We start from the raw sequence: 25,678 nt of genomic DNA, 5'->3' as shown, positions 1-25,678 counted from the left end.
CACTTTGATCAGAAATTGTACTGGAGTGGGCTGTAAATGTACGTCTGTCTGTGTAATGCCGTAAGCGACCGAACCCTGCGTGAAGTTGTCCGCCGTTATCAACCCAAATCGATTCAGCAACTGCGCCAGCTGGTGCCTATCGGCAAGCAGTGCGGCAAGTGTATTCGCGTGGCGCGCGAAATTATGGATGATGAAATGCAAAACGTGCCTCTTTACAAAGAGATAGCGTAACTGCGCATGCGCTTCGCCTGAATAACCCCAAAAACTGTCGCGTTTTTTTGACTTCTTTTTATCCGCATCTACGCTCTATTTATCTGCAAGCGGAGGAAGCACAATGAAGGGCGACGGCAAAATCATTACTCACCTCAATAAATTGCTGGGAAATGAACTGGTTGCAATCAACCAGTACTTTCTACATGCGCGCATGTTCAAAAACTGGGGCTTAATCCGCCTCAACGATGTTGAATACCATGAATCCATTGATGAAATGAAACATGCGGACAAGTACATCGAACGCATTTTGTTTCTCGAAGGCATTCCTAATCTGCAGGATCTCGGCCGGCTGCGCATCGGTGAAGACGTGCCGGAAATGCTGCAGTCGGACCTGACGCTCGAACTGGAAGGGGCGAAAGACTTACGCGAAGCGATTGCGTACGCCGATAAAGTTCATGATTACGTCAGCCGCGACATGATGATCGAGATTCTGGCGGATGAAGAGCACCATATCGACTGGCTGGAAACTGAGCTCGACCTGATTCAGAAATTGGGTCTGCAAAACTATCTGCAGGCCCAACTGAAAGAAGAGGGCGATAAGTAGCGTTTGCCGTGCCGTTCCACCTGTTGATTGCAGCCCGCCCCGTGCGGGCTTTTTTACTGGTGCGCGCTTTTGCGGTTAAAAACGCAGCATGGGTTGCTTCCTGAACAGATTTGCGTATAATGCGCGGGCCTGCCGATATTGGTGTGGCGCGATTCGAGCAGAATCGCAGGCGATAGCGATTAGTGTATCGCCTGACAATACTCCCGATTGGGGAGTTATATGCTGAACGATTACACTCCCCCATCAATCGTAATGGGTGCGGGTAGTAATTTTTTTCGTTTATAAAATGTTTGGAGCCTTGGTCTCATGTCGAACCAAAGAATCCGTATCCGTCTTAAAGCGTTTGATCATCGCCTGATCGATCAATCAACCGCGGAAATCGTCGAGACTGCCAAGCGCACTGGTGCGCAGGTACGTGGTCCGATCCCGCTGCCGACTCGCAAAGAGCGCTTCACCGTTCTGATCTCTCCGCACGTTAACAAAGATGCGCGTGATCAGTACGAAATCCGCACTCACAAGCGTCTGGTAGACATCGTTGAGCCAACTGAAAAAACCGTTGATGCTCTGATGCGTCTGGATCTGGCTGCCGGTGTTGACGTGCAGATCAGCCTGGGTTAATCAGGTCATCGAGCGATTGAGAGGTTGATACAATGATTGGTTTAGTCGGTAAAAAAGTGGGCATGACGCGCATCTTCACTGAAGAAGGCGTTTCAATCCCAGTAACCGTAATCGAAGTTGAAGCAAACCGCGTTACCCAGGTCAAAGGTCTGGAAAACGATGGTTACCAGGCGATCCAGGTTACCACCGGTGCGAAAAAAGCAAACCGTGTTGGTAAGCCGGAAGCAGGTCATTTTGCTAAAGCTGGCGTTGAAGCTGGCCGTGGTCTGTGGGAATTCCGCACCGAAGGTGAAGAATACTCTGTTGGCCAGAGCATCAGTGTTGAAATTTTCGCTGACGTTAAAAAAGTAGACGTTACCGGTACCTCTAAAGGTAAAGGTTTCGCAGGTACCGTTAAGCGCTGGAACTTCCGTACCCAGGACGCTACACACGGTAACTCCTTGTCTCACCGCGTTCCGGGTTCTATCGGTCAGAACCAGACTCCGGGCAAAGTGTTCAAAGGCAAGAAAATGGCTGGTCAGCTGGGTAATGAGCGCGTAACCGTTCAGAGCCTGGAAGTAGTACGTGTTGACGCTGAGCGCAACCTGCTGCTGGTCAAAGGTGCTGTCCCGGGTGCAACCGGCAGCGACCTGATTGTTAAACCAGCTGTGAAGGCGTAAGGGGATAGCAATGGAATTAGTACTGAAAGACGCGCAGAGCGCGCTGACTGTTTCCGAAACTACCTTCGGTCGTGATTTCAACGAAGCGCTGGTTCACCAGGTTGTTGTTGCTTACGCTGCAGGTGCTCGTCAGGGTACTCGCGCGCAGAAAACTCGTGCTGAAGTAACTGGTTCAGGCAAAAAGCCATGGCGTCAGAAAGGCACCGGCCGTGCGCGTTCAGGTTCTATCAAGAGCCCGATCTGGCGTTCAGGTGGCGTGACCTTCGCTGCGCGTCCACAGGACCACAGTCAAAAAGTTAACAAAAAGATGTACCGCGGCGCGCTGAAAAGCATCCTGTCCGAGTTGGTACGTCAGGACCGTCTGATCGTTGTCGAGTCGTTCTCTGTTGAAGCGCCTAAAACTAAGCTGCTGGTACAGAAACTGAAAGACATGGCGCTGGAAGACGTGCTGATCATCACCGGTGAACTGGATGAGAATCTGTTCCTGGCTGCGCGTAACCTGTACAAGGTTGACGTGCGTGATGCAGCGGGTATCGACCCAGTTAGCCTGATCGCCTTCGACAAAGTCGTTATGACTGCAGAAGCAGTTAAGCAAGTTGAGGAGATGCTGGCATGATCCGTGAAGAACGTCTGCTGAAAGTACTGCGCGCGCCGCACGTATCTGAAAAAGCATCAACCGCGATGGAAAAAACCAATACCATCGTTCTCAAAGTTGCCAAAGACGCGACCAAAGCAGAGATCGTTGCTGCTGTTGAGAAACTGTTCGAAGTAGAAGTGAAAGACGTAAACACCCTGGTTGTTAAGGGTAAAGTTAAGCGTCACGGACAGCGTATCGGTCGTCGTAGCGACTGGAAAAAAGCTTACGTCACCCTGAAAGAAGGCCAGAACCTGGACTTCGTCGGCGGCGCTGAGTAAGTCGGAGGAGAAAGACAATGGCAGTTGTTAAATGTAAACCGACATCTCCGGGTCGTCGTCACGTTGTTAAAGTGGTGAACCCTGAGCTGCACAAAGGCAAGCCTTTTGCCGCGCTGGTTGAAAAAAACAGCAAATCCGGTGGTCGTAACAACAATGGTCGTATCACTACCCGTCATATCGGTGGTGGTCACAAGCAGGCTTACCGTATTGTTGACTTCAAACGCAACAAAGATGGTATCCCGGCAGTTGTTGAGCGTCTTGAGTACGATCCGAACCGTTCTGCGAACATCGCACTGGTTCTGTACAAAGATGGCGAGCGCCGTTACATCCTGGCCCCTAAAGGCCTGAAAGCTGGCGACCAGATTCAGTCTGGCGTTGATGCTGCGATCAAAGCAGGTAACACCCTGCCGATGCGTAACATCCCGGTTGGTTCAACCGTGCACAACGTAGAAATGAAACCAGGTAAAGGCGGTCAGATTGCCCGTTCTGCTGGTGCTTACGTGCAGATCGTTGCGCGTGAAGGTTCCTACGTTACCCTGCGTCTGCGTTCAGGCGAAATGCGTAAAGTCGAAGCTGACTGCCGCGCAACCCTGGGCGAAGTCGGTAACGCTGAGCACATGCTGCGCGTTCTGGGTAAAGCCGGTGCAACCCGTTGGCGTGGTGTTCGTCCTACCGTTCGCGGTACTGCGATGAACCCAGTCGATCACCCGCACGGTGGTGGTGAAGGTCGTAACTTTGGTAAGCACCCGGTAACTCCGTGGGGCGTTCAGACCAAAGGTAAGAAGACCCGTAGCAACAAGCGTACTGATAAATTTATCGTACGTCGCCGTAGCAAATAATTTTAGAGGATAAGCCATGCCACGTTCTCTCAAGAAAGGTCCTTTTATTGACCTGCACTTGCTGAAGAAGGTAGAGAAAGCGGTGGAAAGCGGTGACAAGAAGCCCCTGCGCACTTGGTCCCGTCGTTCAACGATCTTCCCTAACATGATCGGTTTGACCATCGCTGTCCATAATGGTCGTCAGCACGTTCCTGTCTTTGTTTCCGACGAAATGGTCGGCCACAAGCTGGGTGAATTTGCACCGACACGTACTTATCGCGGCCACGCTGCTGATAAGAAAGCCAAGAAGAAATAAGTAGGAGGAAGAGATGGAAACTATTGCTCAACATCGCCATGCTCGTTCTTCTGCTCAGAAGGTTCGCCTTGTTGCTGACCTGATTCGCGGTAAGAAAGTGTCGCAGGCTCTGGATATTCTGACTTACACCAACAAGAAAGCGGCTGTACTGGTTAAGAAAGTCCTGGAATCTGCCATTGCTAACGCCGAACACAACGATGGCGCTGATATCGACGATCTGAAAGTTGCGAAAATTTTCGTAGATGAAGGCCCTAGCATGAAGCGCATTATGCCGCGTGCTAAAGGTCGTGCAGATCGCATCCTGAAGCGCACCAGCCACATTACTGTGGTTGTGTCCGATCGCTGAGACTCTGGAGACTAGCAATGGGTCAGAAAGTACATCCTAATGGTATTCGCCTGGGTATTGTAAAACCATGGAACTCTACCTGGTTTGCGAACACCAAAGAATTCGCTGACAACCTGGACAGCGACTTTAAAGTACGTCAGTTCCTGAACAAAGAACTGGCAAAAGCGTCTGTATCTCGCATCGTTATCGAGCGTCCGGCTAAGAGCATCCGTGTGACCATTCACACCGCTCGCCCGGGTATCGTTATCGGTAAAAAAGGTGAAGACGTTGAAAAACTGCGCACGGTCGTAGCGAACATCGCTGGCGTTCCTGCACAGATCAATATCGCCGAAGTCCGTAAACCGGAACTGGACGCAAAACTGGTTGCTGACAGCATCACTTCACAGCTGGAGCGTCGTGTGATGTTCCGTCGTGCGATGAAGCGTGCTGTACAGAACGCAATGCGTCTGGGCGCTAAAGGTATCAAAGTTGAAGTTAGCGGCCGTCTGGGCGGTGCTGAGATCGCACGTACCGAATGGTACCGTGAAGGTCGTGTACCGCTGCACACTCTGCGTGCTGACATTGACTACAACACCTCTGAAGCGCACACCACTTATGGTGTAATCGGCGTTAAGGTATGGATCTTCAAAGGTGAGATCCTGGGTGGTATGGCTGCTGTTGAACAACCGGAACCGGCTGCTCAACCTAAAAAGCAGCAGCGTAAAGGCCGTAAGTAAGGAGAGTCGCTGATGTTACAACCAAAGCGTACGAAATTCCGTAAAGTGCACAAAGGCCGTAACCGCGGTCTGGCGCAGGGTACGGATGTTAGCTTCGGTACTTTCGGTCTGAAAGCTGTTGGCCGTGGTCGTCTGACTGCTCGTCAGATCGAAGCAGCACGTCGTGCTATGACCCGTGCAGTTAAGCGTCAAGGTAAGATTTGGATCCGTGTATTCCCGGACAAACCAATCACCGAGAAGCCGCTGGAAGTGCGTATGGGTAAAGGTAAGGGTAACGTGGAGTATTGGGTTGCCCTGATCCAGCCTGGTAAAGTCCTGTATGAAATGGACGGTGTACCGGAAGAGCTGGCCCGTGAAGCATTCAAGCTGGCAGCAGCAAAACTGCCTATCAAAACCACCTTTGTAACTAAGACGGTGATGTAATGAAAGCAACTGAGCTGCGTGAAAAAAGCGTTGAAGAGCTGAACACTGAGCTGCTTAACCTCCTGCGCGAGCAGTTTAACCTGCGCATGCAGGCAGCATCTGGCCAGCTGCAGCAGACCCATCTGCTGAAGCAAGTTCGCCGTGATGTTGCACGCGTTAAGACTTTACTGACTGAGAAGGCGGCGTAATGACCGATAAAATCCGTACTCTGCAGGGTCGTGTTGTTAGTGACAAAATGCAGAAATCTGCTGTTGTTGCTATCGAGCGTTTCGTGAAGCACCCGATCTACGGTAAATTCATTAAGCGTACGACTAAGCTGCACATCCATGACGAGAACAACGAGTGTGGAATTGGTGACGTGGTTGAAATCCGCGAAACCCGTCCACTGTCCAAGACTAAGTCCTGGACTCTGGTTCGCGTTGTAGAGAAAGCGATTCTGTAATAGAATCCGCTTCCTCTAAAAACAAAATGAACGGCTCTATGGAGCCGTTCATTTTTTCTACCCATCTGCGAGAACCGGTGTTATAATGCCGCGCCCTCAATTATGGGGCTTTTTAACGACCTGAGGTTTGGGTCCCGAAGTAGTAGTTGACATTAGCGGAGCACTAAAATGATCCAAGAACAGACTATGCTGAACGTCGCCGACAACTCCGGTGCACGTCGCGTAATGTGTATCAAGGTTCTGGGTGGCTCGCACCGTCGCTACGCAGGCGTCGGCGATATCATCAAAGTGACCATCAAGGAAGCAATTCCGCGTGGCAAGGTGAAAAAAGGTGATGTCCTGAAAGCGGTAGTGGTGCGCACCAGGAAGGGTGTTCGTCGCCCGGACGGTTCTGTCATTCGCTTCGATGGTAATGCATGCGTTATTCTGAACAATAACAGCGAGCAGCCTATCGGAACGCGTATTTTTGGGCCGGTAACTCGTGAACTTCGTACTGAAAAGTTCATGAAAATTATCTCTCTGGCACCAGAAGTACTCTAAGGAGCGAACAATGGCAGCGAAAATCCGTCGTAACGACGAAGTTATCGTGCTTACCGGTAAAGACAAAGGTAAACGCGGTAAAGTAAAGAATGTCCTGACTTCTGGTAAGGTCATCGTTGAAGGTATCAACCTGGTTAAGAAACACCAGAAGCCGGTTCCGGCTCTGAACCAACCAGGCGGCATCGTTGAAAAAGAAGCTGCTATTCAGGTTTCTAACGTTGCAATCTTCAATGCGGCAACCGGCAAGGCTGACCGTGTAGGCTTTAGATTCGAAGACGGTAAAAAAGTCCGTTTCTTCAAGTCTAACAGCGAAACTATCAAGTAATTTGGAGTAGTACGATGGCGAAACTGCATGATTACTACAAAGACGAAGTAGTCCAGAAACTCATGACAGAGTTTGGCTACAATTCTGTCATGCAAGTCCCTCGGGTCGAGAAGATCACCCTGAACATGGGTGTTGGTGAAGCGATCGCTGACAAGAAACTGCTGGATAACGCAGCAGCTGACCTGGCAGCAATCTCCGGTCAAAAACCGCTGATCACCAAAGCACGCAAATCAGTTGCAGGCTTCAAAATCCGTCAGGGCTATCCGATCGGCTGTAAAGTAACTCTGCGTGGCGAGCGCATGTGGGAGTTCTTTGAGCGTCTGATCACTATTGCTGTACCGCGTATCCGTGACTTCCGTGGTCTGTCCGCGAAGTCTTTCGACGGTCGTGGTAACTACAGCATGGGCGTTCGTGAGCAGATCATCTTCCCAGAAATCGACTACGACAAAGTCGATCGCGTTCGTGGTTTGGATATCACCATTACCACTACTGCGAAATCTGATGATGAAGGCCGTGCTCTGCTGGCTGCCTTTGACTTCCCGTTCCGCAAGTAAGGTAGGGTTACTTAATGGCTAAGCAATCTATGAAAGCACGCGAAGTTAAGCGTGTGAAATTAGCAGACAAGTTCTTCGCAAAACGCGCTGAACTGAAAGCGATCATTTCTGATGTGAACGCATCCGACGAAGACCGTTGGAACGCCGTTCTCAAGCTGCAGAGTCTGCCGCGTGATTCCAGCCCTTCACGTCAGCGTAACCGCTGCCGTCAGACAGGTCGTCCGCACGGTTTCCTGCGGAAGTTTGGGTTGAGCCGTATCAAGGTCCGTGAAGCCGCAATGCGCGGTGAAATCCCGGGTCTGAAAAAGGCTAGCTGGTAATTGTCACCATTTGAATCACGGGAGTAACACAGATGAGCATGCAAGATCCGATCGCGGATATGCTGACCCGTATCCGTAACGGTCAGGCCGCGAACAAAGTTGCGGTCTCTATGCCTTCCTCCAAGCTGAAAGTGGCAATTGCCAACGTGCTGAAGGAAGAAGGCTATATTCAAGATTTTAAAATCGAAGGCGACATCAAGCCGGAACTGGAACTGACTCTTAAGTACTTCCAGGGTAAAGCTGTTGTAGAAAGCATTCAGCGTGTTAGCCGTCCAGGTCTGCGCATCTATAAGAAAAAAGATGAGCTGCCAAAAGTTATGGCCGGTCTGGGCATTGCTGTAATTTCTACCTCTAAAGGTGTCATGACTGATCGTGCAGCGCGCCAGGCTGGTCTTGGTGGCGAAATTATCTGCTACGTAGCGTAATCGGAGGATAAAATGTCTCGTGTTGCAAAAGCACCTGTCGTTGTTCCTGCCGGCGTAGAGGTAAAACTCAACGGTCAGGAAGTTTCGATCAAAGGCAAAAACGGCGAGCTGACTCGTACTATTAACAGTGCTGTAGAAGTTAAGCATGCAGACAACGCCCTGACTTTCGCTCCACGCGAAGGTTATGCGGATGGTTGGGCACAGGCAGGTACTGCCCGTGCGCTGCTGAACGGCATGGTTATCGGTGTTACCGAAGGCTTCACCAAGAAGCTGCAACTGGTTGGTGTTGGTTATCGTGCAGCTGTTAAAGGCAACTCTGTGAGTCTGGCCCTGGGCTTCTCTCACCCGGTTGACCATGCACTGCCGGCCGGCATCACTGCTGAATGTCCAACTCAGACTGAGATCGTGCTGAAAGGCGCTGATAAACAGCTGATTGGTCAGGTTGCAGCTGATCTGCGCGCCTACCGTCGTCCTGAGCCTTACAAAGGCAAGGGTGTTCGTTACGCCGACGAAGTCGTGCGTACCAAAGAGGCTAAGAAGAAGTAAGGTAACACTATGGATAAGAAATCTGCTCGTATCCGTCGTGCGACCCGTGCACGTCGCAAGCTCAAAGAGCTGGGTGCTACTCGCCTGGTGGTACATCGTACCCCGCGTCACATTTACGCACAGGTAATCGCCCCGAACGGTTCCGAAGTTCTGGTTGCTGCTTCTACTGTAGAAAAAGCTATCGCTGAACAACTGAAGTATACCGGTAACAAAGACGCCGCTGCAGCTGTAGGTAAAGCTCTGGCTGAGCGCGCTATCGAAAAAGGCATCAAAGATGTTTCTTTCGACCGTTCCGGTTTCCAATATCATGGTCGCGTCCAGGCACTTGCAGATGCTGCTCGTGAAGCTGGCCTTCAGTTCTAAGGTAGAGGTCTAAGATGGCACACATCGAGAAACAAGCTGGCGACCTGCAGGAAAAACTGATCGCGGTAAACCGTGTCTCTAAAACTGTGAAAGGTGGTCGTATTTTCTCCTTCACCGCTCTGACTGTAGTGGGTGATGGTAACGGCCGCGTTGGTTTTGGTTACGGTAAAGCGCGTGAAGTTCCAGCAGCGATCCAGAAAGCGATGGAAAAAGCTCGTCGCAATATGGTTAATGTCGCGCTGACTCACGGCACCCTGCAGCACCCGGTTAAAGGTGCGCACACGGGTTCTCGTGTGTTCATGCAGCCGGCTTCTGAAGGTACCGGTATCATCGCCGGCGGTGCAATGCGCGCCGTTCTGGAAGTCGCTGGAGTTCATAACGTTCTGGCTAAAGCCTATGGTTCCACCAACCCGATCAACGTGGTTCGTGCAACTATCGACGGCCTGGGCAATATGAAGTCTCCGGATATGGTTGCTGCCAAGCGTGGTAAATCCGTTGAAGAAATTCTGGGGTAATCACGATGGCTAAGACAATCAAAATTACACAAACCCGTAGCTCAATCGGCCGCCTGCCTAAGCACAAAGCCACTCTGGTTGGTCTGGGTCTGCGTCGTATTGGTCACACCGTTGAGCGTGAAGACACGCCAGCTGTACGCGGTATGATCAACGCGATTTCTTACATGCTGAAAGTGGAGGAGTAAGAGATGCGTTTAAACACTCTGTCTCCGGCCGAAGGGTCTAAACACGCTTCCAAGCGTCTGGGCCGTGGTATCGGTTCTGGCCTCGGTAAAACCGGCGGTCGTGGTCACAAAGGTCAGAAGTCTCGTTCTGGCGGTGGCGTACGTCGTGGTTTCGAGGGTGGTCAGATGCCTCTGTACCGTCGTCTGCCGAAGTTCGGCTTCACCTCGCGCAAATCATTCGTGACTGCAGAAGTGCGTCTGTCTGATCTGGCGAAAGTGGAAGGCGGTATCGTCGACCTGAACACGCTGAAAGCAGCTAACATCATCGGTGTACAGATTGAGTTCGCGAAAGTGATCCTGTCTGGTGAAGTATCTGCACCTGTTACGATTCGTGGTCTGCGTGTCACCAAAGGTGCTCGTGCTGCAATCGAAGCTGCTGGCGGTAAAATCGAGGAATAAGTAGCAGATGGCAAAGCAACCGGGATTAGATTTTCAAAGTGCCAAAGGTGGCTTTGGTGAACTGAAGCGCAGACTGTTGTTTGTAATCGGTGCACTGATTGTCTTCCGTATTGGCTCTTTTATTCCAATCCCCGGTATCGATGCCACTGTACTTGCCAAACTGCTTGAGCAACAGCGTGGCACCATCATTGAAATGTTTAACATGTTCTCTGGTGGTGCTCTCAGTCGTGCCTCAATCTTCGCGCTGGGTATTATGCCGTATATTTCGGCCTCTATTATTATCCAGCTGCTGACGGTGGTTCATCCCGCGTTGGCCGAGATTAAGAAAGAGGGTGAAGCTGGTCGTCGTAAGATCAGCCAGTACACTCGCTACGGCACACTGGTTCTGGCTATATTCCAGTCGATCGGTATTGCTACCGGTCTGCCGAATATGCCTGGAATGCAGGGCCTGGTATTAAATCCAGGCTTTGCTTTCTACTTTACCGCTGTTGTAAGTCTGGTTACCGGAACTATGTTCCTGATGTGGCTGGGCGAACAGATTACTGAACGAGGTATCGGTAACGGTATTTCGATCATTATCTTCGCGGGTATTGTTGCGGGTTTACCGCCGGCCATTGGCCATACCATCGAGCAAGCGCGGCAAGGCGACCTGCACTTCCTTCTGTTGCTGTTGGTTGCAGTTCTTGTATTTGCAGTGACGTTCTTTGTTATTTTCGTTGAGCGTGGCCAGCGCCGCATTGTGGTCAACTACGCTAAACGTCAGCAAGGTCGTCGTGTATATGCTGCACAGAGCACACATTTACCGTTGAAAGTGAACATGGCGGGCGTAATCCCAGCCATCTTTGCTTCCAGCATTATCCTGTTCCCGGCGACGATAGCATCCTGGTTCGGGGGCGGTACCGGTTGGAACTGGCTGACAACAATTTCGCTGTATTTGCAGCCAGGACAGCCGCTTTATGTGCTACTCTATGCGACTGCAATCATCTTCTTCTGTTTCTTCTACACGGCGTTGGTTTTCAACCCGCGTGAAACAGCAGATAACCTGAAGAAGTCTGGTGCATTCGTACCGGGAATTCGTCCGGGAGAGCAAACGGCGAAGTACATCGATAAAGTAATGACACGTCTGACCTTAATCGGCGCACTGTATATTACTTTTATCTGCCTGATCCCGGAGTTCATGCGTGATGCCATGAAGGTTCCCTTCTACTTTGGCGGCACCTCGCTGCTGATTGTAGTGGTTGTCATCATGGACTTTATGGCTCAAGTGCAAACTCTGATGATGTCCAGTCAGTACGAGTCTGCATTGAAGAAAGCTAACCTGAAAGGCTATGGCCGTTAATTCAGTAGCTTGAGAAGTTACGGAGAGTAAAAATGAAAGTTCGTGCTTCCGTCAAGAAATTATGTCGTAACTGCAAAATCATTCGTCGCGACGGTGTCGTACGTGTGATCTGCAGCTCCGAGCCTAAGCATAAACAGCGCCAGGGCTGATTAAGTCACATATTTTTCTTGCAAAGTCGGGTTGAGCTGGCTAGATTAGCCAGCCAATCTTTTGTATGTCGATGCGTTTCCATTTGAGTATCCTGAAAACGGGCTTTTCAGCATGGTACGCATTTATTTAATTATAGGAGTGCATAGTGGCCCGTATAGCAGGCATTAACATTCCTGATCAAAAACATACCGTTATCGCATTAACTTCGATCTTCGGTATCGGCAAAACCCGTTCTAAAGCCATCTGTGCTGAAACGGGCATCGCTGAAAATGTTAAGATCAGTGAGCTGTCTGAAGAACAAATTGATCAGCTGCGTGAAGCAGTTGGTAAATTCGTTGTTGAAGGTGATCTGCGCCGTGAAATCACCCTGAGCATCAAGCGTCTGATGGACCTTGGTTGCTACCGTGGTTTACGCCATCGTCGTGGTCTGCCGGTGCGCGGTCAGCGTACTAAGACCAACGCACGTACCCGTAAGGGTCCGCGTAAACCGATCAAGAAATAATCGGGGTGAGTAAATAATGGCAAAGGCACCAGTTCGTGCACGTAAGCGTGTAAGAAAACAAGTCTCAGATGGCGTGGCTCATGTCCATGCGTCTTTTAACAACACCATCGTTACTATTACTGATCGTCAGGGTAACGCACTGGGTTGGGCAACCGCCGGTGGTTCCGGTTTCCGCGGTTCACGTAAATCTACTCCGTTTGCTGCTCAGGTCGCTGCAGAGCGCTGTGCAGAAGCGGTGAAAGATTACGGTATTAAGAACCTGGAAGTTATGGTTAAGGGTCCGGGTCCAGGCCGCGAATCTACTATTCGTGCTCTGAACGCCGCTGGTTTCCGCATCACTAATATTACTGATGTGACTCCGATCCCTCACAACGGTTGTCGTCCGCCGAAAAAACGTCGCGTTTAACGTTCCGTTTTTTAGGTTAGTTGGAGAAAGAAAATGGCAAGATATTTGGGTCCTAAGCTCAAGCTGAGCCGTCGTGAGGGCACTGACTTATTCCTTAAGTCTGGCGTTCGCGCGATTGATTCCAAGTGCAAAATTGAACAAGCCCCTGGTCAGCATGGTGCGCGTAAACCGCGTCTGTCTGATTACGGCGGCCAGTTACGTGAAAAGCAAAAAGTTCGTCGTATCTACGGCGTGCTGGAGCGTCAGTTCCGTAACTACTATAAAGAAGCAGCGCGTCTGAAAGGCAACACCGGTGAAAACCTGTTAGCTCTGCTGGAAGGTCGTCTGGATAACGTAGTTTACCGTATGGGCTTTGGTGCCACTCGTGCAGAAGCACGTCAGCTGGTTAGCCACAAATCTGTAATGGTAAACGGTCGCGTTGTTAACATCGCTTCTTATCAGGTATCTCCGAATGATGTCGTAAGCATCCGTGAGAAAGCCAAAAAGCAATCTCGCGTGAAGGCCGCTCTGGAGCTGGCTGAGCAGCGTGAAAAGCCAACCTGGCTGGAAGTTGATGCGACTAAGATGGAAGGTGTGTTCAAGCGTATTCCTGAGCGTACCGATCTGTCTGCGGACATTAACGAACACCTGATCGTCGAGCTTTACTCTAAGTAAAGCTTAGTACCAAAGAGAGGACACAATGCAGGGTTCTGTGACAGAGTTTCTAAAACCGCGCCTGGTAGATATCGAGCAAGTGAGTTCGACGCACGCCAAGGTGACCCTTGAGCCGTTAGAGCGTGGCTTTGGCCATACTCTTGGTAACGCACTGCGCCGTATTCTGCTTTCTTCCATGCCGGGTTGCGCGGTGACCGAGGTTGAGATTGATGGCGTGCTGCACGAGTACTCCACCAAAGAGGGCGTACAGGAAGATATCCTGGAAATCCTGCTCAATCTGAAAGGGCTGGCGGTAAGAGTTCAGGGTAAAGATGAAGTCATCCTCACTCTGAATAAATCTGGCATTGGCCCTGTGACTGCAGCCGACATTACCCACGACGGTGATGTCGAAATCGTCAAGCCGCAGCATGTGATCTGCCATCTGACCGATGAAAACGCGTCTATTAGCATGCGTATCAAAGTTCAGCGTGGTCGTGGTTATGTGCCGGCTTCTGCCCGAATTCATTCGGAAGAAGATGAGCGCCCAATCGGCCGTCTGTTGGTTGACGCTTGCTACAGCCCTGTAGACCGTATCGCCTACAATGTTGAAGCAGCGCGTGTAGAACAGCGCACCGACCTGGACAAGCTGGTCATCGAAATGGAAACCAACGGCACAATCGATCCTGAAGAGGCGATTCGTCGTGCGGCGACCATCCTGGCAGAACAACTGGAAGCTTTCGTTGACTTACGTGATGTACGTCAGCCGGAAGTCAAAGAAGAGAAACCAGAATTCGATCCGATCCTGCTGCGCCCTGTTGACGATCTGGAATTGACTGTCCGCTCTGCTAACTGCCTCAAGGCAGAAGCTATCCACTACATCGGTGATCTGGTACAGCGTACCGAGGTTGAGCTGCTTAAAACGCCTAACCTAGGTAAAAAATCTCTTACCGAGATTAAAGACGTGCTCGCATCACGTGGTCTGTCTCTGGGCATGCGCCTGGAAAACTGGCCACCGGCAAGCATTGCTGATGAATAACCGGATCGCAGGTTAAGGTTTCACTGAGAAGGATAAGGTCATGCGCCATCGTAAGAGTGGTCGTCAACTGAACCGCAACAGCAGCCATCGTCAGGCTATGTTCCGCAACATGGCTGGTTCTCTGGTTCGTCATGAGATCATTAAGACGACTCTGCCGAAAGCCAAAGAGCTGCGTCGCGTAGTTGAGCCGCTGATTACTCTTGCCAAGACCGACAGCGTAGCTAATCGTCGTCTGGCATTCGCCCGTACTCGTGATAACGAGATCGTGGCAAAACTGTTTAACGAGCTGGGCCCGCGTTTCGCGAGCCGTGCCGGTGGTTACACTCGCATTCTGAAGTGTGGCTTCCGTGCTGGTGACAACGCTCCGATGGCATACATCGAGCTGGTTGATCGTCCAGAAGCTCAAGCAGAAGCTGCTGCAGAGTAATTTGCAGTAACGTAAAAAACCCGCTTCGGCGGGTTTTTTATTGCCTGTCATTTCTTCCTATTTCCCCTCCATTCGCTATGCTGTTGGCAGACATGCCTGCAGGAGGTTTCTATGTGGCTTATCGATCAGCTGGCTGAGCAACACATCCGCGCCGCTCAGGAAAAGGGTGAGCTGAGCAATCTGCCTGGTGAGGGTGCGCCGCTCGCGCTGGACGATGACAGTGGTGTGCCGGCGGAATTGCGCAGTGCCTGGCGACTGCTGAAAAACGCCGGCTATCTCCCTCCGGAACTGGAGATGCGCCGCGACGCGCTGGCACTGAGCGATCTGCTTCGCGAACTCGATCCTGATGACTGCGAGGCGCGCGAACTGGCCAAACGCCTGACGCTGCTGGAGATGAAACTGCAGCAGGCTGGCATGAGCACCGATTTTCTGCGTGGCGAATACCGCCCGGCGATCGGTCAGCGGCTACAGCAGGAGAAATAGTATGTATCGCATTGGCCAGCTGGCAAAACTGGCGGACGTGACGCCGGACACCATCCGCTTTTATGAAAAGCAGCAGATGATGGATCATGAGGTACGCACCGAGGGCGGCTTCCGCCTGTACAGCGATAACGATCTGCAGCGCCTGCGTTTTATCCGTTACGGCCGGCAGCTTGGTTTCAGCCTGGAATCGATCCGCGACCTGCTGTCGATCCGCATCGATCCAGAGCATCATACCTGTGAAGAGTCAAAAGCGATCGTGGCGAAACGGCTGGATGAGGTGAACAGTATGATTGGCGAACTGCAAACCATTCAGCGCTCACTGCAACGGCTGGCGGAAACCTGTTGTGGCGACCGGCACAGTAGCGCCTGCTGTTCGATCCTCGAGGCACTGGAAACCGGTGAAGATCCGCATCCTGAAATTTGTTGTAGCAAGGATTGAATTCTGGCGCGCAGGGACTATAGTTGCGCCATCACTAACCGGAGGACGATATGAGTCACTATCAGCATCGAAAAGGCAAAATTAACGATAACGCCCTGGAAGCCCTATTACACGATCCGCTGTATCGCCAGCGTGTTGAGCGCAATCAGAAGGGGAAAGGCAGCTACCGGCGTAAAGATAAACACGCGAAGGGAGCGAATCAGGAGGCCAGCGGTAAGCAACAGTGTTTACCTCTGGCCTTCTGCTTTAGTGATAAAAAAGCCGCCTGAAACTGGCGGCTTTTATTTATCACACTTTATTATTTTGTTGCTTAAGCAGGTCGCGAATCTCGGTCAGCAGCACTTCTTCATTAGTCGGTTTAGGCGCTGGTTTTTCCACTTCTTTCTTTTTATACAGTTTATTCATTACTTTGATGGCAATGAAGATAGCAAACGCCACGATGATGAAGTCAAATACCGTCTGAATAAAGTTACCGTACTCCATCACCACCGCTGGAATATCGCCCTCTGCTGGCTTGAGTACCCATTTAAACTGCTTAAAGTCGACGCCGCCAATCAGTAAACCGAGCGGTGGCATAATGATGTTCGCAACCAGTGACGATACGATCTTACCGAACGCAGCACCGATGATCACACCGACCGCCAGGTCCACCACGTTGCCGCGCATCGCAAAATCACGAAACTCTTTGAATAAACTCATTGTTATCTCCTTGCCTTGGCCAGTGGCTAAAGTCTAACAAACCTTCGTGTAATTGCCATTATAACAATGGATTAAACACCACTCTCACTGCAGCCCAATCACAACCCGTTACAGGAAGAACGGGCTCGGCTGGAACAGACGCTCAACGTCCGGCACAAACTTTTTGTCGGTGAGGAACATGATCACGTGGTCGCCTTGCTCAATACGCACATTATCATTGGCGATGATCACGTCATCACCACGCACCACCGCGCCGATAATTGTGCCCGGCGGCAGTTTAATATCTTCAATCAGGCGGCCGACCACGCGCGAAGTGGTTTCATCACCGTGGGCAATGGCCTCGATGGCTTCCGCAATACCGCGGCGCAGTGAAGAGACGCCGACAATATCGGCTTTGCGCACGTGGCCAAGCAGCGCAGAAATTGTGGCCTGCTGCGGAGAGATCGCAATGTCGATCACGCTGCCCTGCACCAGATCGACATAGGCGCGACGCTGGATCAGCACCATCACCTTTTTCGCGCCCATCTTTTTGGCCAGCATCGCTGACATGATATTGGCTTCATCGTCGTTAGTGACGGCGATAAACAGATCGACCTGATCGACATGCTCTTCTGCCAGCAGTTCCTGATCCGAGGCATCGCCATAGAACACGATGGTATCCTGCAGATGTTCAGCCAGTTCAGCCGCGCGCTGCTGATTACGCTCAATCAGCTTAACGCTGTACTGCTTTTCCAGCCGCTGCGCCAGGCCAAAGCCGATATTACCGCCGCCGACCAGCATAATGCGTTTATAGGGCTTTTCGAGCCGCTGCATCTCGCTCATCACCGCACGAATATGCTGACTGGCGGCAATAAAAAACACTTCATCGCCAGCTTCGACGATCGTCGATCCCTGCGGGCGGATCGGGCGATCCTGACGGAAAATCGCGGCTACGCGGGTATCGATATGCGGCATGTGCTCACGCAGGATCGACAGCGGATTGCCCACCAGTGGTCCGCCGTAATAGGCTTTGACCACCGCCAGGCTGACTTTGCCCTCGGCAAAATTCACCACCTGTAACGCGCCAGGGTACTGAATGAGCCGATAGATGTTGTCGATTACCAGCTGTTCAGGCGAGATCAAATGGTCGATGGGTACCGCTTCCGGCACGAACAGCTTTTCCGCATCGCGCAGATAATCGGCGGCGCGGATACGGGCAATGCGGTTTGGCGTGTTAAACAGCGAGTAAGCAATCTGACAGGCAATCATGTTGGTTTCGTCAGAACTGGTGACCGCCACCAGCATATCCGCATCTTCGGCGCCGGCTTCACGCAACACGCGCGGGTGCGAACCATGGCCCTGCACCACGCGCAGGTCAAACTTATCCTGCAGCACGCGTAAGCGTGAGGGATCGCTATCAACCACGGTGATGTCATTATTTTCGCCCACCAGGTTTTCAGCAAGCGTGCCGCCCACCTGGCCGGCGCCGAGGATAATAATTTTCATGGATACGTTGCTCTTGTCACTGTGCGCTGCACTATTTTTTCATCAGCTTAGCGTAGAAGAAACCGTCGCCGCCATCGATGGCAGGGAAAACCTGCCAGCCGTTAAGTTGCCCCTGTGGCAGTGCCTGCGGCACCGCATCGTCATGCGTCGCGAGGAAAGCATCGATCTGCTGCTGGTTCTCCTGCGGCAGCACTGAGCAGGTGGCATAAAGCAGCGTACCGCCCGATTTCAGGCGTGGCCAGATGGCCGCCAGAATCTCACGCTGTAGCGCGGCGAGTTCGTCTATATCACAATCGCGGCGTAGCCATTTGATATCCGGATGGCGTCGAATAACGCCGGTGGCCGAGCAGGGCGCATCCAGCAGGATGCGGTCGAATTGCTGCTCGTCGCACCAGGCCGCTGGCGTGCGGCCATCGCCCTGACGCACATCAGCCTGCATCCCCAGACGCTGCAGGTTTTCCGTCACGCGCGACAGGCGCTGCGCATCGATATCCACCGCCATCACGCGGGCCTGCGGCGCAATTTCGAGAATATGGGTGGTTTTGCCGCCGGGCGCAGCGCACAGGTCGAGAATGGTTTCGCCGTTTTCCGGCGCCAGCAGCAGGGCACAACGCTGAGCAGAGAGATCCTGCACCGTCACCCAGCCCTGCTCAAAGCCTGGCAGCTGACTGACCGGAGCCGGTGCTTCAAGACGCAGCGCATCCGGCGCGTCAGCACTAAACGCATTTTGATTCTGCTGGGTTAATAACGCCAGCCAGGCGTCACGGCTGTGATGCTGACGATTCACGCGCAGCCACATTGGCGGTCGCTGATTGTTTGCTTCCACAATCTGCTGCCACTGCTCCGGCCACGCGGTCTGCAACCGTTTCAGCAGCCAGCCCGGATGCCAGTAGCGCTGCGGGCCCTGATTGACCTCTGCCAGCAGTGCGTCCTGCTGACGCTGGAACTGACGCAGCACGCCGTTAAGTAAGCCTTTCAGATTTGCCCGCTTCAGTGCTTCAGCCCCGGCCACGGTTTCGGCCAGCGCGGCGTGCGGCGGAACGCGGGTATACAGCAGCTGATACAGGCCCACCATGATCAGATAGTGCAGCACGCGCTGTTTGCCGGTTAACGGCCGCGCCATCAGCTTGTTAATTAACGCTTCCAGCTGCGGCAGCGTGCGCGTCACGCCAAAACACAACTCCTGCAGCAGCGCGCCATCGTTGTTTGCCAGCGTTTTTTGCGCAGCGGGCAGAATCGCGCTCAGCGATTCCCCTTTATCCACTACGCGTTCAATCAGTTGCGCGGCAAGGCTGCGCAGGTTGGTCGCTTTTTTCATATTCATTCATCAAACAAAAAGCCCGGCGAAGACCGGGCTGGAGAATCAGGCCAGAACGGTGCCGGGTGTAAACCATTCACGACGCGAATTGAGCAGATCCTGCGCCGCCATGGCTTTTTTGCCGGCAGGCTGCAATGAGAGCAGATTCAGCACGCCATCAGCGGTCGCGATCTGGATGCCGTGTTTGTCAGCCTGCAGAATTTCTCCCGGCTGGGCGCTGCGGTGCGGTAACACGCTGGCCTGCCAGACTTTGACCGGCTGATCGTCGATAAGGAAATAACTTACCGGCCACGGATTGAAGGCGCGAATGCACCGTTCCAGCTGAACAGCAGAGAGCGACCAGTCAAGACGTGCCTCTTCTTTGCTGAGCTTTTCCGCGTAAGTTACCAGGGTCTCATCCTGCACTTCGGGCTGCGCGCTGCCGGCGGCCAGCAGACTGAGCGTGGTCAGCATCCCCTGCGGGCCCAGCTGCGCCAGCTTGTCGTACAGCGATGCGCTGGTATCGTCGGCATTAATCGGGCAGGTTATTTTGTGCAGCATATCGCCGGTATCCAGACCCACGTCCATCTGCATGATGGTCACACCGGTTTCGTTATCGCCGGCCCACAGTGAGCGCTGAATCGGTGCCGCACCGCGCCAGCGCGGCAGCAGCGAGCCGTGTACGTTGATGCAGCCAAGACGCGGCATCGTCAGCACCGCCTGAGGCAGGATCAGACCATAAGCGACCACTACCATCACATCGGCCTGTAGCCCGGCAACCAGCTGCTGATTCTCTTCCGGCTTCAGGGACTTTGGCTGAAACACGGGGATATCATGCGCCTGAGCCAGCACTTTTACCGGGCCCGGCGTGAGTTTATTGCCACGTCCGGCAGGGCGGTCGGGCTGAGTAAAGACGCCAACCACCTGATGCTCAGAAGCAAGCAGCGCGTCGAGATGACGCGCTGCGAAGTCAGGAGTACCGGCAAAGATGATTTTTAACGGTGCAGACACAGTTCAACCTTCTGTTCGCTCTCAGGATGCGCGCGCATTCTGGCGGGCCAGTTTTTCCAGTTTCTGTTTAATACGCTGACGCTTCAGCGGCGACAGATAATCAATAAACAGTTTACCGTCGAGATGGTCGATCTCATGCTGAATGCAGATCGCCAGCAGACCATCGGTTTCCAGCTCGAAGCTGTTACCGTCGCGATCCAGCGCGCGCACTTTGACCCGCTCGGCACGCGGCACAAACGCCCGCTGTTCCGGGATCGACAGGCAACCCTCTTCGATACCAGTTTCGCCGCTTTTTTCCAGCAGCTCCGGGTTAATCAGCACCAGGCGCTCTTCGCGGCTTTCAGAAACATCAATCACGATGATGCGCTGGTGAATATCCACCTGCGTCGCCGCCAGACCAATGCCTTCTTCGGCGTACATGGTCTCAAACATATCGTCGACAATACGCTGAACGTCAGCATTCACAGCCGCAACGGGTGCAGCAATTTTGCGAAGGCGATCGTCAGGGAAATGTAATACCTGCAAAACTGACATAAATATCCAGATCTGTATGCGTTAAAGAAAAGATTACTGCCTCATATTGTAGACTTTTTGGGGCCTGATTGACAGCATTGTGCCGCATCAGAGCACGGCTGACAGGGAGCGCAGCATGGAACGCAGTGAAAGGATTATCAGGCTGACTTACGTCTGGGGTTTAAGCGGTGAGCGCGCCCATCAGTTCATCATGGCGCTTCTGGCCGCCAGCCACGTTGACGACGCGTGGCTGCAGCAGCACGGGCTGGACGACACGCAGCGGCAGCAGTTTCTCGCCCTCTGTCCACGCCAGCTGGAAAAAACGCAGCGTTGGCTGCAACAGGCGCAACATCATCTGATTGCCTGCGCCGATGCACATTATCCCGCCCGGCTGCGGGAAATCAGCCGCTATCCGGCTGCCCTTTATATAGCGGGTGACCTCTCTGCACTCGCGACACCGCAGCTGGCGGTGGTCGGCAGTCGTCACTGTTCGCCGTATGGCAGAGAATGGGGCAGCTGGTTTACCCAGCAGCTGGCGCTAAGCGGTTTGACCATCACCAGCGGGCTGGCGCGCGGTATTGATGGCGTGGCGCATCGTGCCGCGCTGGAAGTGCAGGGCAAAACTCTGGCCGTGCTGGGCAGCGGGCTGAATCATCTCTATCCGAAAAGCCATCAGCCGCTGGCACAGGAGATCATCGCCAGCGGCGGCGCGCTGGTTTCAGAACTGCCGCTGTCGATGGCGCCCCATGCGGTAAATTTTCCGCGGCGTAATCGTATTATCAGCGGCCTGAGTCATGGCGTGCTGGTGGTTGAAGCGTCACTGAAGAGTGGCTCGCTGGTAACGGCGCGGTATGCGCTGGAACAAAACCGTAACGTGTATGCGTTGCCTGGCGCGCTGGGTAATCCTGGCTGTGAAGGCACGCACTGGCTGATTCAGCAGGGGGCGCTACTGGTGGCGCATCCCAACAATATCCTTGAGGATCTGCATTCTGCCCTGCAATGGTTGCCGGCCAGCATCTCAGAAACAATATATTCACAACTCAGTGATGATGTGCCATTGCCATTTCCCAGCGTGTTGGCTAACGTAGGTGATGAGGTTACACCTGTTGACGTCGTCGCTGAACGTGCCGGCCAACCTGTGCCAGTTATCGCAGCGCAATTGCTGGAGCTGGAGTTAGCAGGATGGATCGCAGCTGTACCCGGCGGCTATGTCCGATTGAGGAGGGCATGCCATGTTCGACGTACTTATGTACTTGTTTGAGACGTATATCCACAACGAGGCTGAAATGCGCGTTGACCAGGATAAATTGACCGATGACTTAACCGATGCCGGTTTTCATCGCGAAGATATCTACAATGCGTTGAATTGGCTTGAGCGGTTAGCGGATTATCAGGATGGCCTGGTCGCGCCAGTGTTGCTGGCTAACGATCCGCTCTCCATGCGAATCTACACGGAAGAAGAGAGCCAGCGTTTAGATGCCGAGTGTCGTGGTTTTATTCTGTTCCTGGAACAAATCCAGGTGCTGAATATGGAAACGCGCGAAATGGTCATCGAACGGGTTATGGCGCTTGATACGCTGGAATTCGATCTGGAAGATCTCAAATGGGTGGTGCTGATGGTGCTGTTTAACATCCCCGGGTGTGAAAATGCCTATCAGCAGATGGAAGAACTGTTATTCGACGTCAATGAAGGTATGCTGCATTAATTTGCGATTAATGCATTCGGTAATATGAGTAAATCAGCACTATTTACCGTGCGTAAACACGATCCCTGCCCCGCCTGCGGGGCAGAATTAGTGATACGTGCCGGCAAACACGGGCCTTTTCTCGGCTGTGTGAATTATCCAACCTGTGACTATATCCGCCCGCTGAAAAGTCAGGGTGATGGCCATATTGTCAAAGTGCTGGAAGGCCATGCCTGCCCGCAGTGTGGTGCGGACAAAGTGCTGCGCCAGGGGCGATTCGGCATGTTTGTCGGCTGTAGCCACTATCCGGAGTGTGATTACACGGAAACCATCGATAAGCCGGACGAAACCGCAATTGCCTGCCCGCAGTGCGCCAGCGGCAAGCTGGTGCAGCGCCGTTCACGCTATGGCAAAACCTTCCATGCCTGCGATCGATATCCCGACTGCCAGTTCGCGATCAACGCCACGCCGCTGGAAGGTGTCTGCCCCCATTGCCAGTTCCCGTTATTAATAGAAAAGAAAACCGCACAGGGCATGAAGCGCTTCTGCGCCAGCAAACGCTGCGGCAAGCCCATCGCCCAGGATGAAGAGTGATCATGAACCAGAGCCAGCATGCACCCGGAAGCCTCGACTTCTGCATCGAACAACTTCAGCAACAGCAAGTGATTGCTTACCCTACCGAAGCCGTATTCGGCCTTGGCTGCGATCCGGACAGCGAAAGCGCGGTGATGGCCCTGCTGGAGCTGAAACAGCGCCCGGTAGAAAAGGGGCTGATCCTGATCGCCGCTGATTATGCGCAGCTCGAGCCTTATATTGCCGATCGCGAACTCACCGTGCTGCAGCGCGAACGTATGTTTGCCAGCTGGCCGGGTCCGGTCACCTATGTGGTGCCTGCTTCGCCGCATACGCCGCGCTGGTTAACCGGCCGCTTTGATTCGCTGGCGATTCGCGTCAGCGATCATCCGCAGGTTCAGGCGCTGTGCCGCGGGTTTGGCAAGCCGCTGGTCTCAACCAGCGCGAATTTAACCGGTCAGCCGCCGTGCCGCAGCGCCGCCGAAGTGGCAGAGCAGTTTGGCTCGCAGTTCCCGGTGTTGCAGGCGGCCACCGGCGGTCGCCTGAATCCTTCTGAAATCCGCGATGCCATCAGCGGTGAACTCATTCGTCAGGGCTGATTATGGAAAAGTTTGCCGTTTTTGGTCATCCCATCGCCCACAGCAAATCTCCGTTTATTCACGCCGCTTTTGCTGAGCAGACCGGTATTGAACATCCTTACGGACGCATCTGCGCACCGCTGGAAGGGTTCCCGCAGGCGATAGAGGCGTTTTTTGCGGCCGGTGGCAAAGGCGCCAATGTTACGCTGCCGTTTAAACAGCAGGCATGGGAGTTCGCGGATGAGCTCAGCGAACGCGCGGCATTATCCGGCGCGGTAAATACCTTAAAGAAGCGAGCCGATGGTTCGATTCTGGGTGATAACACGGACGGCATCGGCCTGCTGAGCGATCTGCAACGGCTGCAGCTGATCCGGCCGGGCGATCGTATTCTGCTGGTGGGCGCGGGCGGCGCGGCGCGTGGGGTGATCCTGCCGCTGCTCTCGACGGGCTGCGCGCTGGTGGTGGTTAACCGCACGCCGGAACGCGCGCAACAGCTGGCTGAGCTATTCCAGCACAGTGGGGCGATCCAGGCGATGAGCTTTGATCAACTGGCCGGCGAACGTTTTGATCTGATCATCAATGCCACCTCCAGCGGCGTAGCGGGCGACGTGCCGCCGCTGCCGGTTACGCTGATTGATGCGCAGGTGCGCTGTTACGACATGTTTTATCAGCAGGGGCTGACGCCATTTCTGGCGTGGTGCCAGCAGCACGGCACACAGCAGCTGGCGGATGGACTCGGCATGCTGGTGGGTCAGGCGGCGCATGCGTTTCAGCTGTGGCATGGCGTTATGCCGGAGATCGCGCCGGTCATCGATCAACTTAAACAGGCGATGCAGGCATGAATCAGGCTATCCAGTTTCCCGATCGGGAAAGCTGGGACGCAGTCCGGCAGGCGGTGCTGTTCCCGGTATTAGTGAATGGTATGGGACTAACCTGCGCAATATCGCTGCCGGCGCTGCAGCAGCGCTTTGGTGCCGGAGAGGCGATGGCGCTGTTTAGCGCGCATCGCTGGGATCTGGAGGAAGAGGCCGAGCAGCTGCTCCGGGCGGAGCAGGCCGACGATCAGGGCTGGCTGTGGCTGCCCTGAGCCAGATATTCATCTTTCCAGCCGACATAATTACTGGCCGAATAAAGCAGTCCGGCTATTTCCGCTTCGCTTAGCGGCCGAATCTGCTTCACCGGGCTGCCTAAATAGAGATAGCCGCTTTGCAGGCGTTTACCGGGTGGCACCAGGCTGCCGGCGCCAATCATCACCTCATCTTCGACGATCGCGCCATCCAGCAGGATCGAGCCCATACCCACCAGCACGCGGTTGCCAATGGTGCAGCCGTGCAGAATTGCTTTATGGCCCACCGTCACGTCTTCACCGATGATCAATGGAAAGCCATCGGGATTACTGCTGGATTTATGCGTAACGTGCAGCACGCTGCCATCCTGGATATTGCTGCGTTTACCAATCACCACTTTATTCACGTCACCGCGGATTGCTACCAGTGGCCAGATGCTGACATCATCAGCCAGCTCGACTTCGCCAACGACCACGCTACTGCTATCCACCATCACACGCTCGCCGGTATGAGGAATATGTTGCTTATAAGGGCGCAGGGCTACAGACATTCTATTTCTCCTTTTCTGATGTTTCCCGCTAGCCTGCGGCTTCCGGTGCGGGTAAACAAGCTGATTTTTGCGCGGATCGCTCGCGATCGCAGCGAAAAGAGTGAAAACTCGCCAGTCGATAAAAAAGATCGAAAAAAGGGGTTGTGCAAAAAATCCGGATCCCTATAATGCGCCACCACTGAGACGGCAAAGCGGCAACGCAGGCGGCTCAGCAGGGCGTGAAGTGATTCACCCCGCCGGAGAAAAACGCTGAAAAAAGTGTTTGACTCTGAAGGAGGAAAGCGTAATATACGCCACCTCGCGACAGAAGGCCGAACGCCGCGTCGCACCGCTCTTTAACAATTTATCAGACAATCTGTGTGGGCACTCGCAGGATTGATATCAGCGTCTCCGGACGTAAAAAATATCAAGTCTTTGCTGAGTGAACACGTAATTCATTACGAAGTTTAATTCACAGAGCATCGCTGCACTCGTTGCAGCAAATCAAACTTTAAATTGAAGAGTTTGATCATGGCTCAGATTGA

45 protein-coding genes are annotated in these 25,678 nt (G+C 53.2%); 39 read left to right on the top strand and 6 right to left on the bottom strand.

Annotated elements, in window-relative coordinates; translation table 11 throughout:
• The first annotated feature begins 36 nt into the window (after positions 1-36).
• The 33 genes from bfd to C1Y42_RS18925 all read left to right on the top strand — a co-directional run bounded on the left by bfd (position 37) and on the right by C1Y42_RS18925 (position 15,965).
• Positions 37-231 (top strand): bacterioferritin-associated ferredoxin, encoded by a 195-nt coding sequence (bfd, locus tag C1Y42_RS19085; protein WP_021508212.1) that lies wholly within the window; start codon positions 37-39, stop codon positions 229-231.
• 103 nt (positions 232-334) lie between these two features.
• Positions 335-817, top strand: a complete 483-nt coding sequence (gene bfr, locus C1Y42_RS19080) for a bacterioferritin (RefSeq protein WP_021508213.1) — start codon at positions 335-337, stop codon at positions 815-817.
• A 306-nt stretch (positions 818-1,123) separates the two neighbouring features.
• Positions 1,124-1,435, top strand: a complete 312-nt coding sequence (gene rpsJ / locus C1Y42_RS19075) for a 30S ribosomal protein S10 (RefSeq protein WP_006120582.1) — start codon at positions 1,124-1,126, stop codon at positions 1,433-1,435.
• A gap of 32 nt (positions 1,436-1,467) precedes the next feature.
• Positions 1,468-2,094 carry a 50S ribosomal protein L3 gene (gene rplC / locus C1Y42_RS19070; protein WP_021508214.1) on the top strand — a complete coding sequence of 209 codons (627 nt, stop codon included), beginning with the start codon at positions 1,468-1,470 and terminating at the stop codon, positions 2,092-2,094.
• Positions 2,095-2,104: 10 nt separating this feature from the next.
• Positions 2,105-2,710 carry a 50S ribosomal protein L4 gene (gene rplD / locus C1Y42_RS19065; RefSeq protein WP_021508215.1) on the top strand — a complete coding sequence of 202 codons (606 nt, stop codon included), beginning with the start codon at positions 2,105-2,107 and terminating at the stop codon, positions 2,708-2,710.
• Positions 2,707-3,009: a 50S ribosomal protein L23 gene (rplW, locus tag C1Y42_RS19060; RefSeq protein ID WP_010618574.1), complete on the top strand. Its 303-nt coding sequence runs from the start codon at positions 2,707-2,709 to the stop codon at positions 3,007-3,009. Before rplD ends, rplW begins: the two co-directional genes overlap by 4 nt.
• Positions 3,010-3,026: 17 nt before the next feature.
• Entirely contained in the window at positions 3,027-3,848 is an 822-nt protein-coding gene (gene rplB, locus C1Y42_RS19055; protein WP_010618573.1) for a 50S ribosomal protein L2, read from the top strand.
• Positions 3,849-3,864: 16 nt separating this feature from the next.
• On the top strand, positions 3,865-4,143 hold the full coding sequence (rpsS, locus tag C1Y42_RS19050) for a 30S ribosomal protein S19 (protein WP_001138115.1): 279 nt from the start codon (positions 3,865-3,867) through the stop codon (positions 4,141-4,143).
• A 13-nt stretch (positions 4,144-4,156) separates the two neighbouring features.
• Positions 4,157-4,489: a 50S ribosomal protein L22 gene (gene rplV / locus C1Y42_RS19045; protein ID WP_007891659.1), complete on the top strand. Its 333-nt coding sequence runs from the start codon at positions 4,157-4,159 to the stop codon at positions 4,487-4,489.
• A gap of 17 nt (positions 4,490-4,506) precedes the next feature.
• A complete protein-coding gene (rpsC, locus tag C1Y42_RS19040) occupies positions 4,507-5,205 on the top strand; it encodes a 30S ribosomal protein S3 (RefSeq protein ID WP_021508216.1) in 699 nt (232 codons plus the stop codon).
• 12 nt (positions 5,206-5,217) lie between these two features.
• Entirely contained in the window at positions 5,218-5,628 is a 411-nt protein-coding gene (gene rplP / locus C1Y42_RS19035; RefSeq protein ID WP_002438716.1) for a 50S ribosomal protein L16, read from the top strand.
• Positions 5,628-5,816 (top strand): 50S ribosomal protein L29, encoded by a 189-nt coding sequence (gene rpmC, locus C1Y42_RS19030; protein ID WP_021508217.1) that lies wholly within the window; start codon positions 5,628-5,630, stop codon positions 5,814-5,816. The genes rplP and rpmC overlap by 1 nt, the downstream gene beginning before the upstream one ends.
• A complete protein-coding gene (rpsQ, locus tag C1Y42_RS19025) occupies positions 5,816-6,070 on the top strand; it encodes a 30S ribosomal protein S17 (protein ID WP_010618568.1) in 255 nt (84 codons plus the stop codon). Before rpmC ends, rpsQ begins: the two co-directional genes overlap by 1 nt.
• A gap of 168 nt (positions 6,071-6,238) precedes the next feature.
• The gene (gene rplN / locus C1Y42_RS19020; protein WP_006120590.1) at positions 6,239-6,610 is read left to right on the top strand and encodes a 50S ribosomal protein L14; all 372 of its coding nucleotides are present in this window, start codon (positions 6,239-6,241) and stop codon (positions 6,608-6,610) included.
• Positions 6,611-6,620: 10 nt separating this feature from the next.
• A complete protein-coding gene (gene rplX / locus C1Y42_RS19015; protein WP_021508218.1) occupies positions 6,621-6,935 on the top strand; it encodes a 50S ribosomal protein L24 in 315 nt (104 codons plus the stop codon).
• 14 nt (positions 6,936-6,949) lie between these two features.
• Positions 6,950-7,489, top strand: a complete 540-nt coding sequence (rplE, locus tag C1Y42_RS19010) for a 50S ribosomal protein L5 (protein WP_013510763.1) — start codon at positions 6,950-6,952, stop codon at positions 7,487-7,489.
• Between the two features lie 14 nt (positions 7,490-7,503).
• Positions 7,504-7,809, top strand: coding sequence for a 30S ribosomal protein S14 (gene rpsN, locus C1Y42_RS19005; protein WP_010618564.1), 306 nt, complete (start codon positions 7,504-7,506; stop codon positions 7,807-7,809).
• Between the two features lie 32 nt (positions 7,810-7,841).
• Positions 7,842-8,234 carry a 30S ribosomal protein S8 gene (gene rpsH, locus C1Y42_RS19000; protein WP_021508220.1) on the top strand — a complete coding sequence of 131 codons (393 nt, stop codon included), beginning with the start codon at positions 7,842-7,844 and terminating at the stop codon, positions 8,232-8,234.
• Between the two features lie 12 nt (positions 8,235-8,246).
• On the top strand, positions 8,247-8,780 hold the full coding sequence (rplF, locus tag C1Y42_RS18995; RefSeq protein ID WP_007891676.1) for a 50S ribosomal protein L6: 534 nt from the start codon (positions 8,247-8,249) through the stop codon (positions 8,778-8,780).
• 9 nt (positions 8,781-8,789) lie between these two features.
• Positions 8,790-9,143 (top strand): 50S ribosomal protein L18, encoded by a 354-nt coding sequence (gene rplR / locus C1Y42_RS18990; RefSeq protein ID WP_013510760.1) that lies wholly within the window; start codon positions 8,790-8,792, stop codon positions 9,141-9,143.
• Between the two features lie 14 nt (positions 9,144-9,157).
• The gene (rpsE, locus tag C1Y42_RS18985; protein WP_010618560.1) at positions 9,158-9,658 is read left to right on the top strand and encodes a 30S ribosomal protein S5; all 501 of its coding nucleotides are present in this window, start codon (positions 9,158-9,160) and stop codon (positions 9,656-9,658) included.
• Between the two features lie 5 nt (positions 9,659-9,663).
• Positions 9,664-9,843: a 50S ribosomal protein L30 gene (rpmD, locus tag C1Y42_RS18980; RefSeq protein ID WP_013510758.1), complete on the top strand. Its 180-nt coding sequence runs from the start codon at positions 9,664-9,666 to the stop codon at positions 9,841-9,843.
• A gap of 3 nt (positions 9,844-9,846) precedes the next feature.
• Positions 9,847-10,281: a 50S ribosomal protein L15 gene (gene rplO, locus C1Y42_RS18975; protein ID WP_021508221.1), complete on the top strand. Its 435-nt coding sequence runs from the start codon at positions 9,847-9,849 to the stop codon at positions 10,279-10,281.
• A 7-nt stretch (positions 10,282-10,288) separates the two neighbouring features.
• Positions 10,289-11,620, top strand: a complete 1,332-nt coding sequence (gene secY, locus C1Y42_RS18970) for a preprotein translocase subunit SecY (RefSeq protein ID WP_021508222.1) — start codon at positions 10,289-10,291, stop codon at positions 11,618-11,620.
• Between the two features lie 32 nt (positions 11,621-11,652).
• Entirely contained in the window at positions 11,653-11,769 is a 117-nt protein-coding gene (gene rpmJ / locus C1Y42_RS18965) for a 50S ribosomal protein L36 (protein ID WP_071813610.1), read from the top strand.
• A 146-nt stretch (positions 11,770-11,915) separates the two neighbouring features.
• Complete coding sequence (rpsM, locus tag C1Y42_RS18960) at positions 11,916-12,272, top strand: 30S ribosomal protein S13 (protein ID WP_021508223.1); 357 nt, start codon at positions 11,916-11,918, stop codon at positions 12,270-12,272.
• A 16-nt stretch (positions 12,273-12,288) separates the two neighbouring features.
• Positions 12,289-12,678 carry a 30S ribosomal protein S11 gene (rpsK, locus tag C1Y42_RS18955; RefSeq protein ID WP_004160563.1) on the top strand — a complete coding sequence of 130 codons (390 nt, stop codon included), beginning with the start codon at positions 12,289-12,291 and terminating at the stop codon, positions 12,676-12,678.
• Between the two features lie 33 nt (positions 12,679-12,711).
• A complete protein-coding gene (gene rpsD / locus C1Y42_RS18950; RefSeq protein WP_010618555.1) occupies positions 12,712-13,332 on the top strand; it encodes a 30S ribosomal protein S4 in 621 nt (206 codons plus the stop codon).
• Between the two features lie 25 nt (positions 13,333-13,357).
• Positions 13,358-14,347, top strand: coding sequence for a DNA-directed RNA polymerase subunit alpha (gene rpoA, locus C1Y42_RS18945; protein ID WP_007891688.1), 990 nt, complete (start codon positions 13,358-13,360; stop codon positions 14,345-14,347).
• 40 nt (positions 14,348-14,387) lie between these two features.
• A complete protein-coding gene (rplQ, locus tag C1Y42_RS18940; RefSeq protein WP_003850180.1) occupies positions 14,388-14,774 on the top strand; it encodes a 50S ribosomal protein L17 in 387 nt (128 codons plus the stop codon).
• Positions 14,775-14,885: 111 nt separating this feature from the next.
• Positions 14,886-15,257, top strand: coding sequence for a DUF1992 domain-containing protein (locus C1Y42_RS18935; protein WP_104094140.1), 372 nt, complete (start codon positions 14,886-14,888; stop codon positions 15,255-15,257).
• Between the two features lies 1 nt (position 15,258).
• A complete protein-coding gene (gene zntR / locus C1Y42_RS18930) occupies positions 15,259-15,696 on the top strand; it encodes a Zn(2+)-responsive transcriptional regulator (RefSeq protein WP_021508225.1) in 438 nt (145 codons plus the stop codon).
• Between the two features lie 50 nt (positions 15,697-15,746).
• Complete coding sequence (locus C1Y42_RS18925) at positions 15,747-15,965, top strand: alternative ribosome-rescue factor A (RefSeq protein ID WP_021508226.1); 219 nt, start codon at positions 15,747-15,749, stop codon at positions 15,963-15,965.
• 19 nt (positions 15,966-15,984) lie between these two features.
• On the opposite strand, the gene mscL is transcribed toward C1Y42_RS18925, so the two are convergent.
• The 5 genes from mscL to def all read right to left on the bottom strand — a co-directional run bounded on the left by mscL (position 15,985) and on the right by def (position 20,722).
• On the bottom strand, positions 15,985-16,395 hold the full coding sequence (gene mscL, locus C1Y42_RS18920; RefSeq protein ID WP_021508227.1) for a large-conductance mechanosensitive channel protein MscL: 411 nt from the start codon (positions 16,393-16,395) through the stop codon (positions 15,985-15,987).
• 108 nt (positions 16,396-16,503) lie between these two features.
• Positions 16,504-17,880 (bottom strand): Trk system potassium transporter TrkA, encoded by a 1,377-nt coding sequence (trkA, locus tag C1Y42_RS18915; RefSeq protein WP_021508228.1) that lies wholly within the window; start codon positions 17,878-17,880, stop codon positions 16,504-16,506.
• 31 nt (positions 17,881-17,911) lie between these two features.
• Positions 17,912-19,198 (bottom strand): 16S rRNA (cytosine(967)-C(5))-methyltransferase RsmB, encoded by a 1,287-nt coding sequence (gene rsmB / locus C1Y42_RS18910; RefSeq protein ID WP_104094139.1) that lies wholly within the window; start codon positions 19,196-19,198, stop codon positions 17,912-17,914.
• Positions 19,199-19,243: 45 nt separating this feature from the next.
• Positions 19,244-20,188: a methionyl-tRNA formyltransferase gene (fmt, locus tag C1Y42_RS18905; RefSeq protein WP_058759898.1), complete on the bottom strand. Its 945-nt coding sequence runs from the start codon at positions 20,186-20,188 to the stop codon at positions 19,244-19,246.
• A 21-nt stretch (positions 20,189-20,209) separates the two neighbouring features.
• The gene (def, locus tag C1Y42_RS18900) at positions 20,210-20,722 is read right to left on the bottom strand and encodes a peptide deformylase (RefSeq protein ID WP_021508231.1); all 513 of its coding nucleotides are present in this window, start codon (positions 20,720-20,722) and stop codon (positions 20,210-20,212) included.
• A gap of 115 nt (positions 20,723-20,837) precedes the next feature.
• On the opposite strand from def, the gene dprA reads away from it, so the two are divergent.
• Genes dprA through C1Y42_RS18870 form a run of 6 tightly spaced genes read left to right on the top strand, consistent with a single transcriptional unit; the run spans position 20,838 to position 24,624 of the window.
• The gene (gene dprA, locus C1Y42_RS18895) at positions 20,838-21,962 is read left to right on the top strand and encodes a DNA-protecting protein DprA (RefSeq protein WP_104094138.1); all 1,125 of its coding nucleotides are present in this window, start codon (positions 20,838-20,840) and stop codon (positions 21,960-21,962) included.
• Complete coding sequence (smg, locus tag C1Y42_RS18890) at positions 21,934-22,407, top strand: DUF494 family protein Smg (RefSeq protein WP_031279836.1); 474 nt, start codon at positions 21,934-21,936, stop codon at positions 22,405-22,407. Before dprA ends, smg begins: the two co-directional genes overlap by 29 nt.
• Positions 22,408-22,431: 24 nt before the next feature.
• Positions 22,432-22,980: a type I DNA topoisomerase gene (locus C1Y42_RS18885; protein ID WP_058782020.1), complete on the top strand. Its 549-nt coding sequence runs from the start codon at positions 22,432-22,434 to the stop codon at positions 22,978-22,980.
• 2 nt (positions 22,981-22,982) lie between these two features.
• On the top strand, positions 22,983-23,558 hold the full coding sequence (gene tsaC, locus C1Y42_RS18880) for an L-threonylcarbamoyladenylate synthase type 1 TsaC (protein ID WP_104094137.1): 576 nt from the start codon (positions 22,983-22,985) through the stop codon (positions 23,556-23,558).
• 2 nt (positions 23,559-23,560) lie between these two features.
• Positions 23,561-24,379 (top strand): shikimate dehydrogenase, encoded by an 819-nt coding sequence (gene aroE / locus C1Y42_RS18875; RefSeq protein WP_104094136.1) that lies wholly within the window; start codon positions 23,561-23,563, stop codon positions 24,377-24,379.
• Positions 24,376-24,624 (top strand): DUF1488 domain-containing protein, encoded by a 249-nt coding sequence (locus tag C1Y42_RS18870; protein ID WP_058759902.1) that lies wholly within the window; start codon positions 24,376-24,378, stop codon positions 24,622-24,624. Before aroE ends, C1Y42_RS18870 begins: the two co-directional genes overlap by 4 nt.
• Here C1Y42_RS18870 and C1Y42_RS18865 read toward each other — a convergent pair.
• A complete protein-coding gene (locus tag C1Y42_RS18865; protein ID WP_104094135.1) occupies positions 24,600-25,154 on the bottom strand; it encodes a gamma carbonic anhydrase family protein in 555 nt (184 codons plus the stop codon). The two genes, C1Y42_RS18870 and C1Y42_RS18865, sit on opposite strands and share 25 nt — an antisense overlap.
• Positions 25,155-25,678: the final 524 nt, after the last annotated feature.

This window comes from Pantoea sp. ICBG 985 (genome assembly GCF_002928365.1).
GTDB lineage: Bacteria > Pseudomonadota > Gammaproteobacteria > Enterobacterales > Enterobacteriaceae > Pantoea > Pantoea dispersa.
The sequence above is the reverse complement of the archived record's forward strand: the minus strand, read 5'-3'. Positions and strand labels throughout refer to the sequence as shown.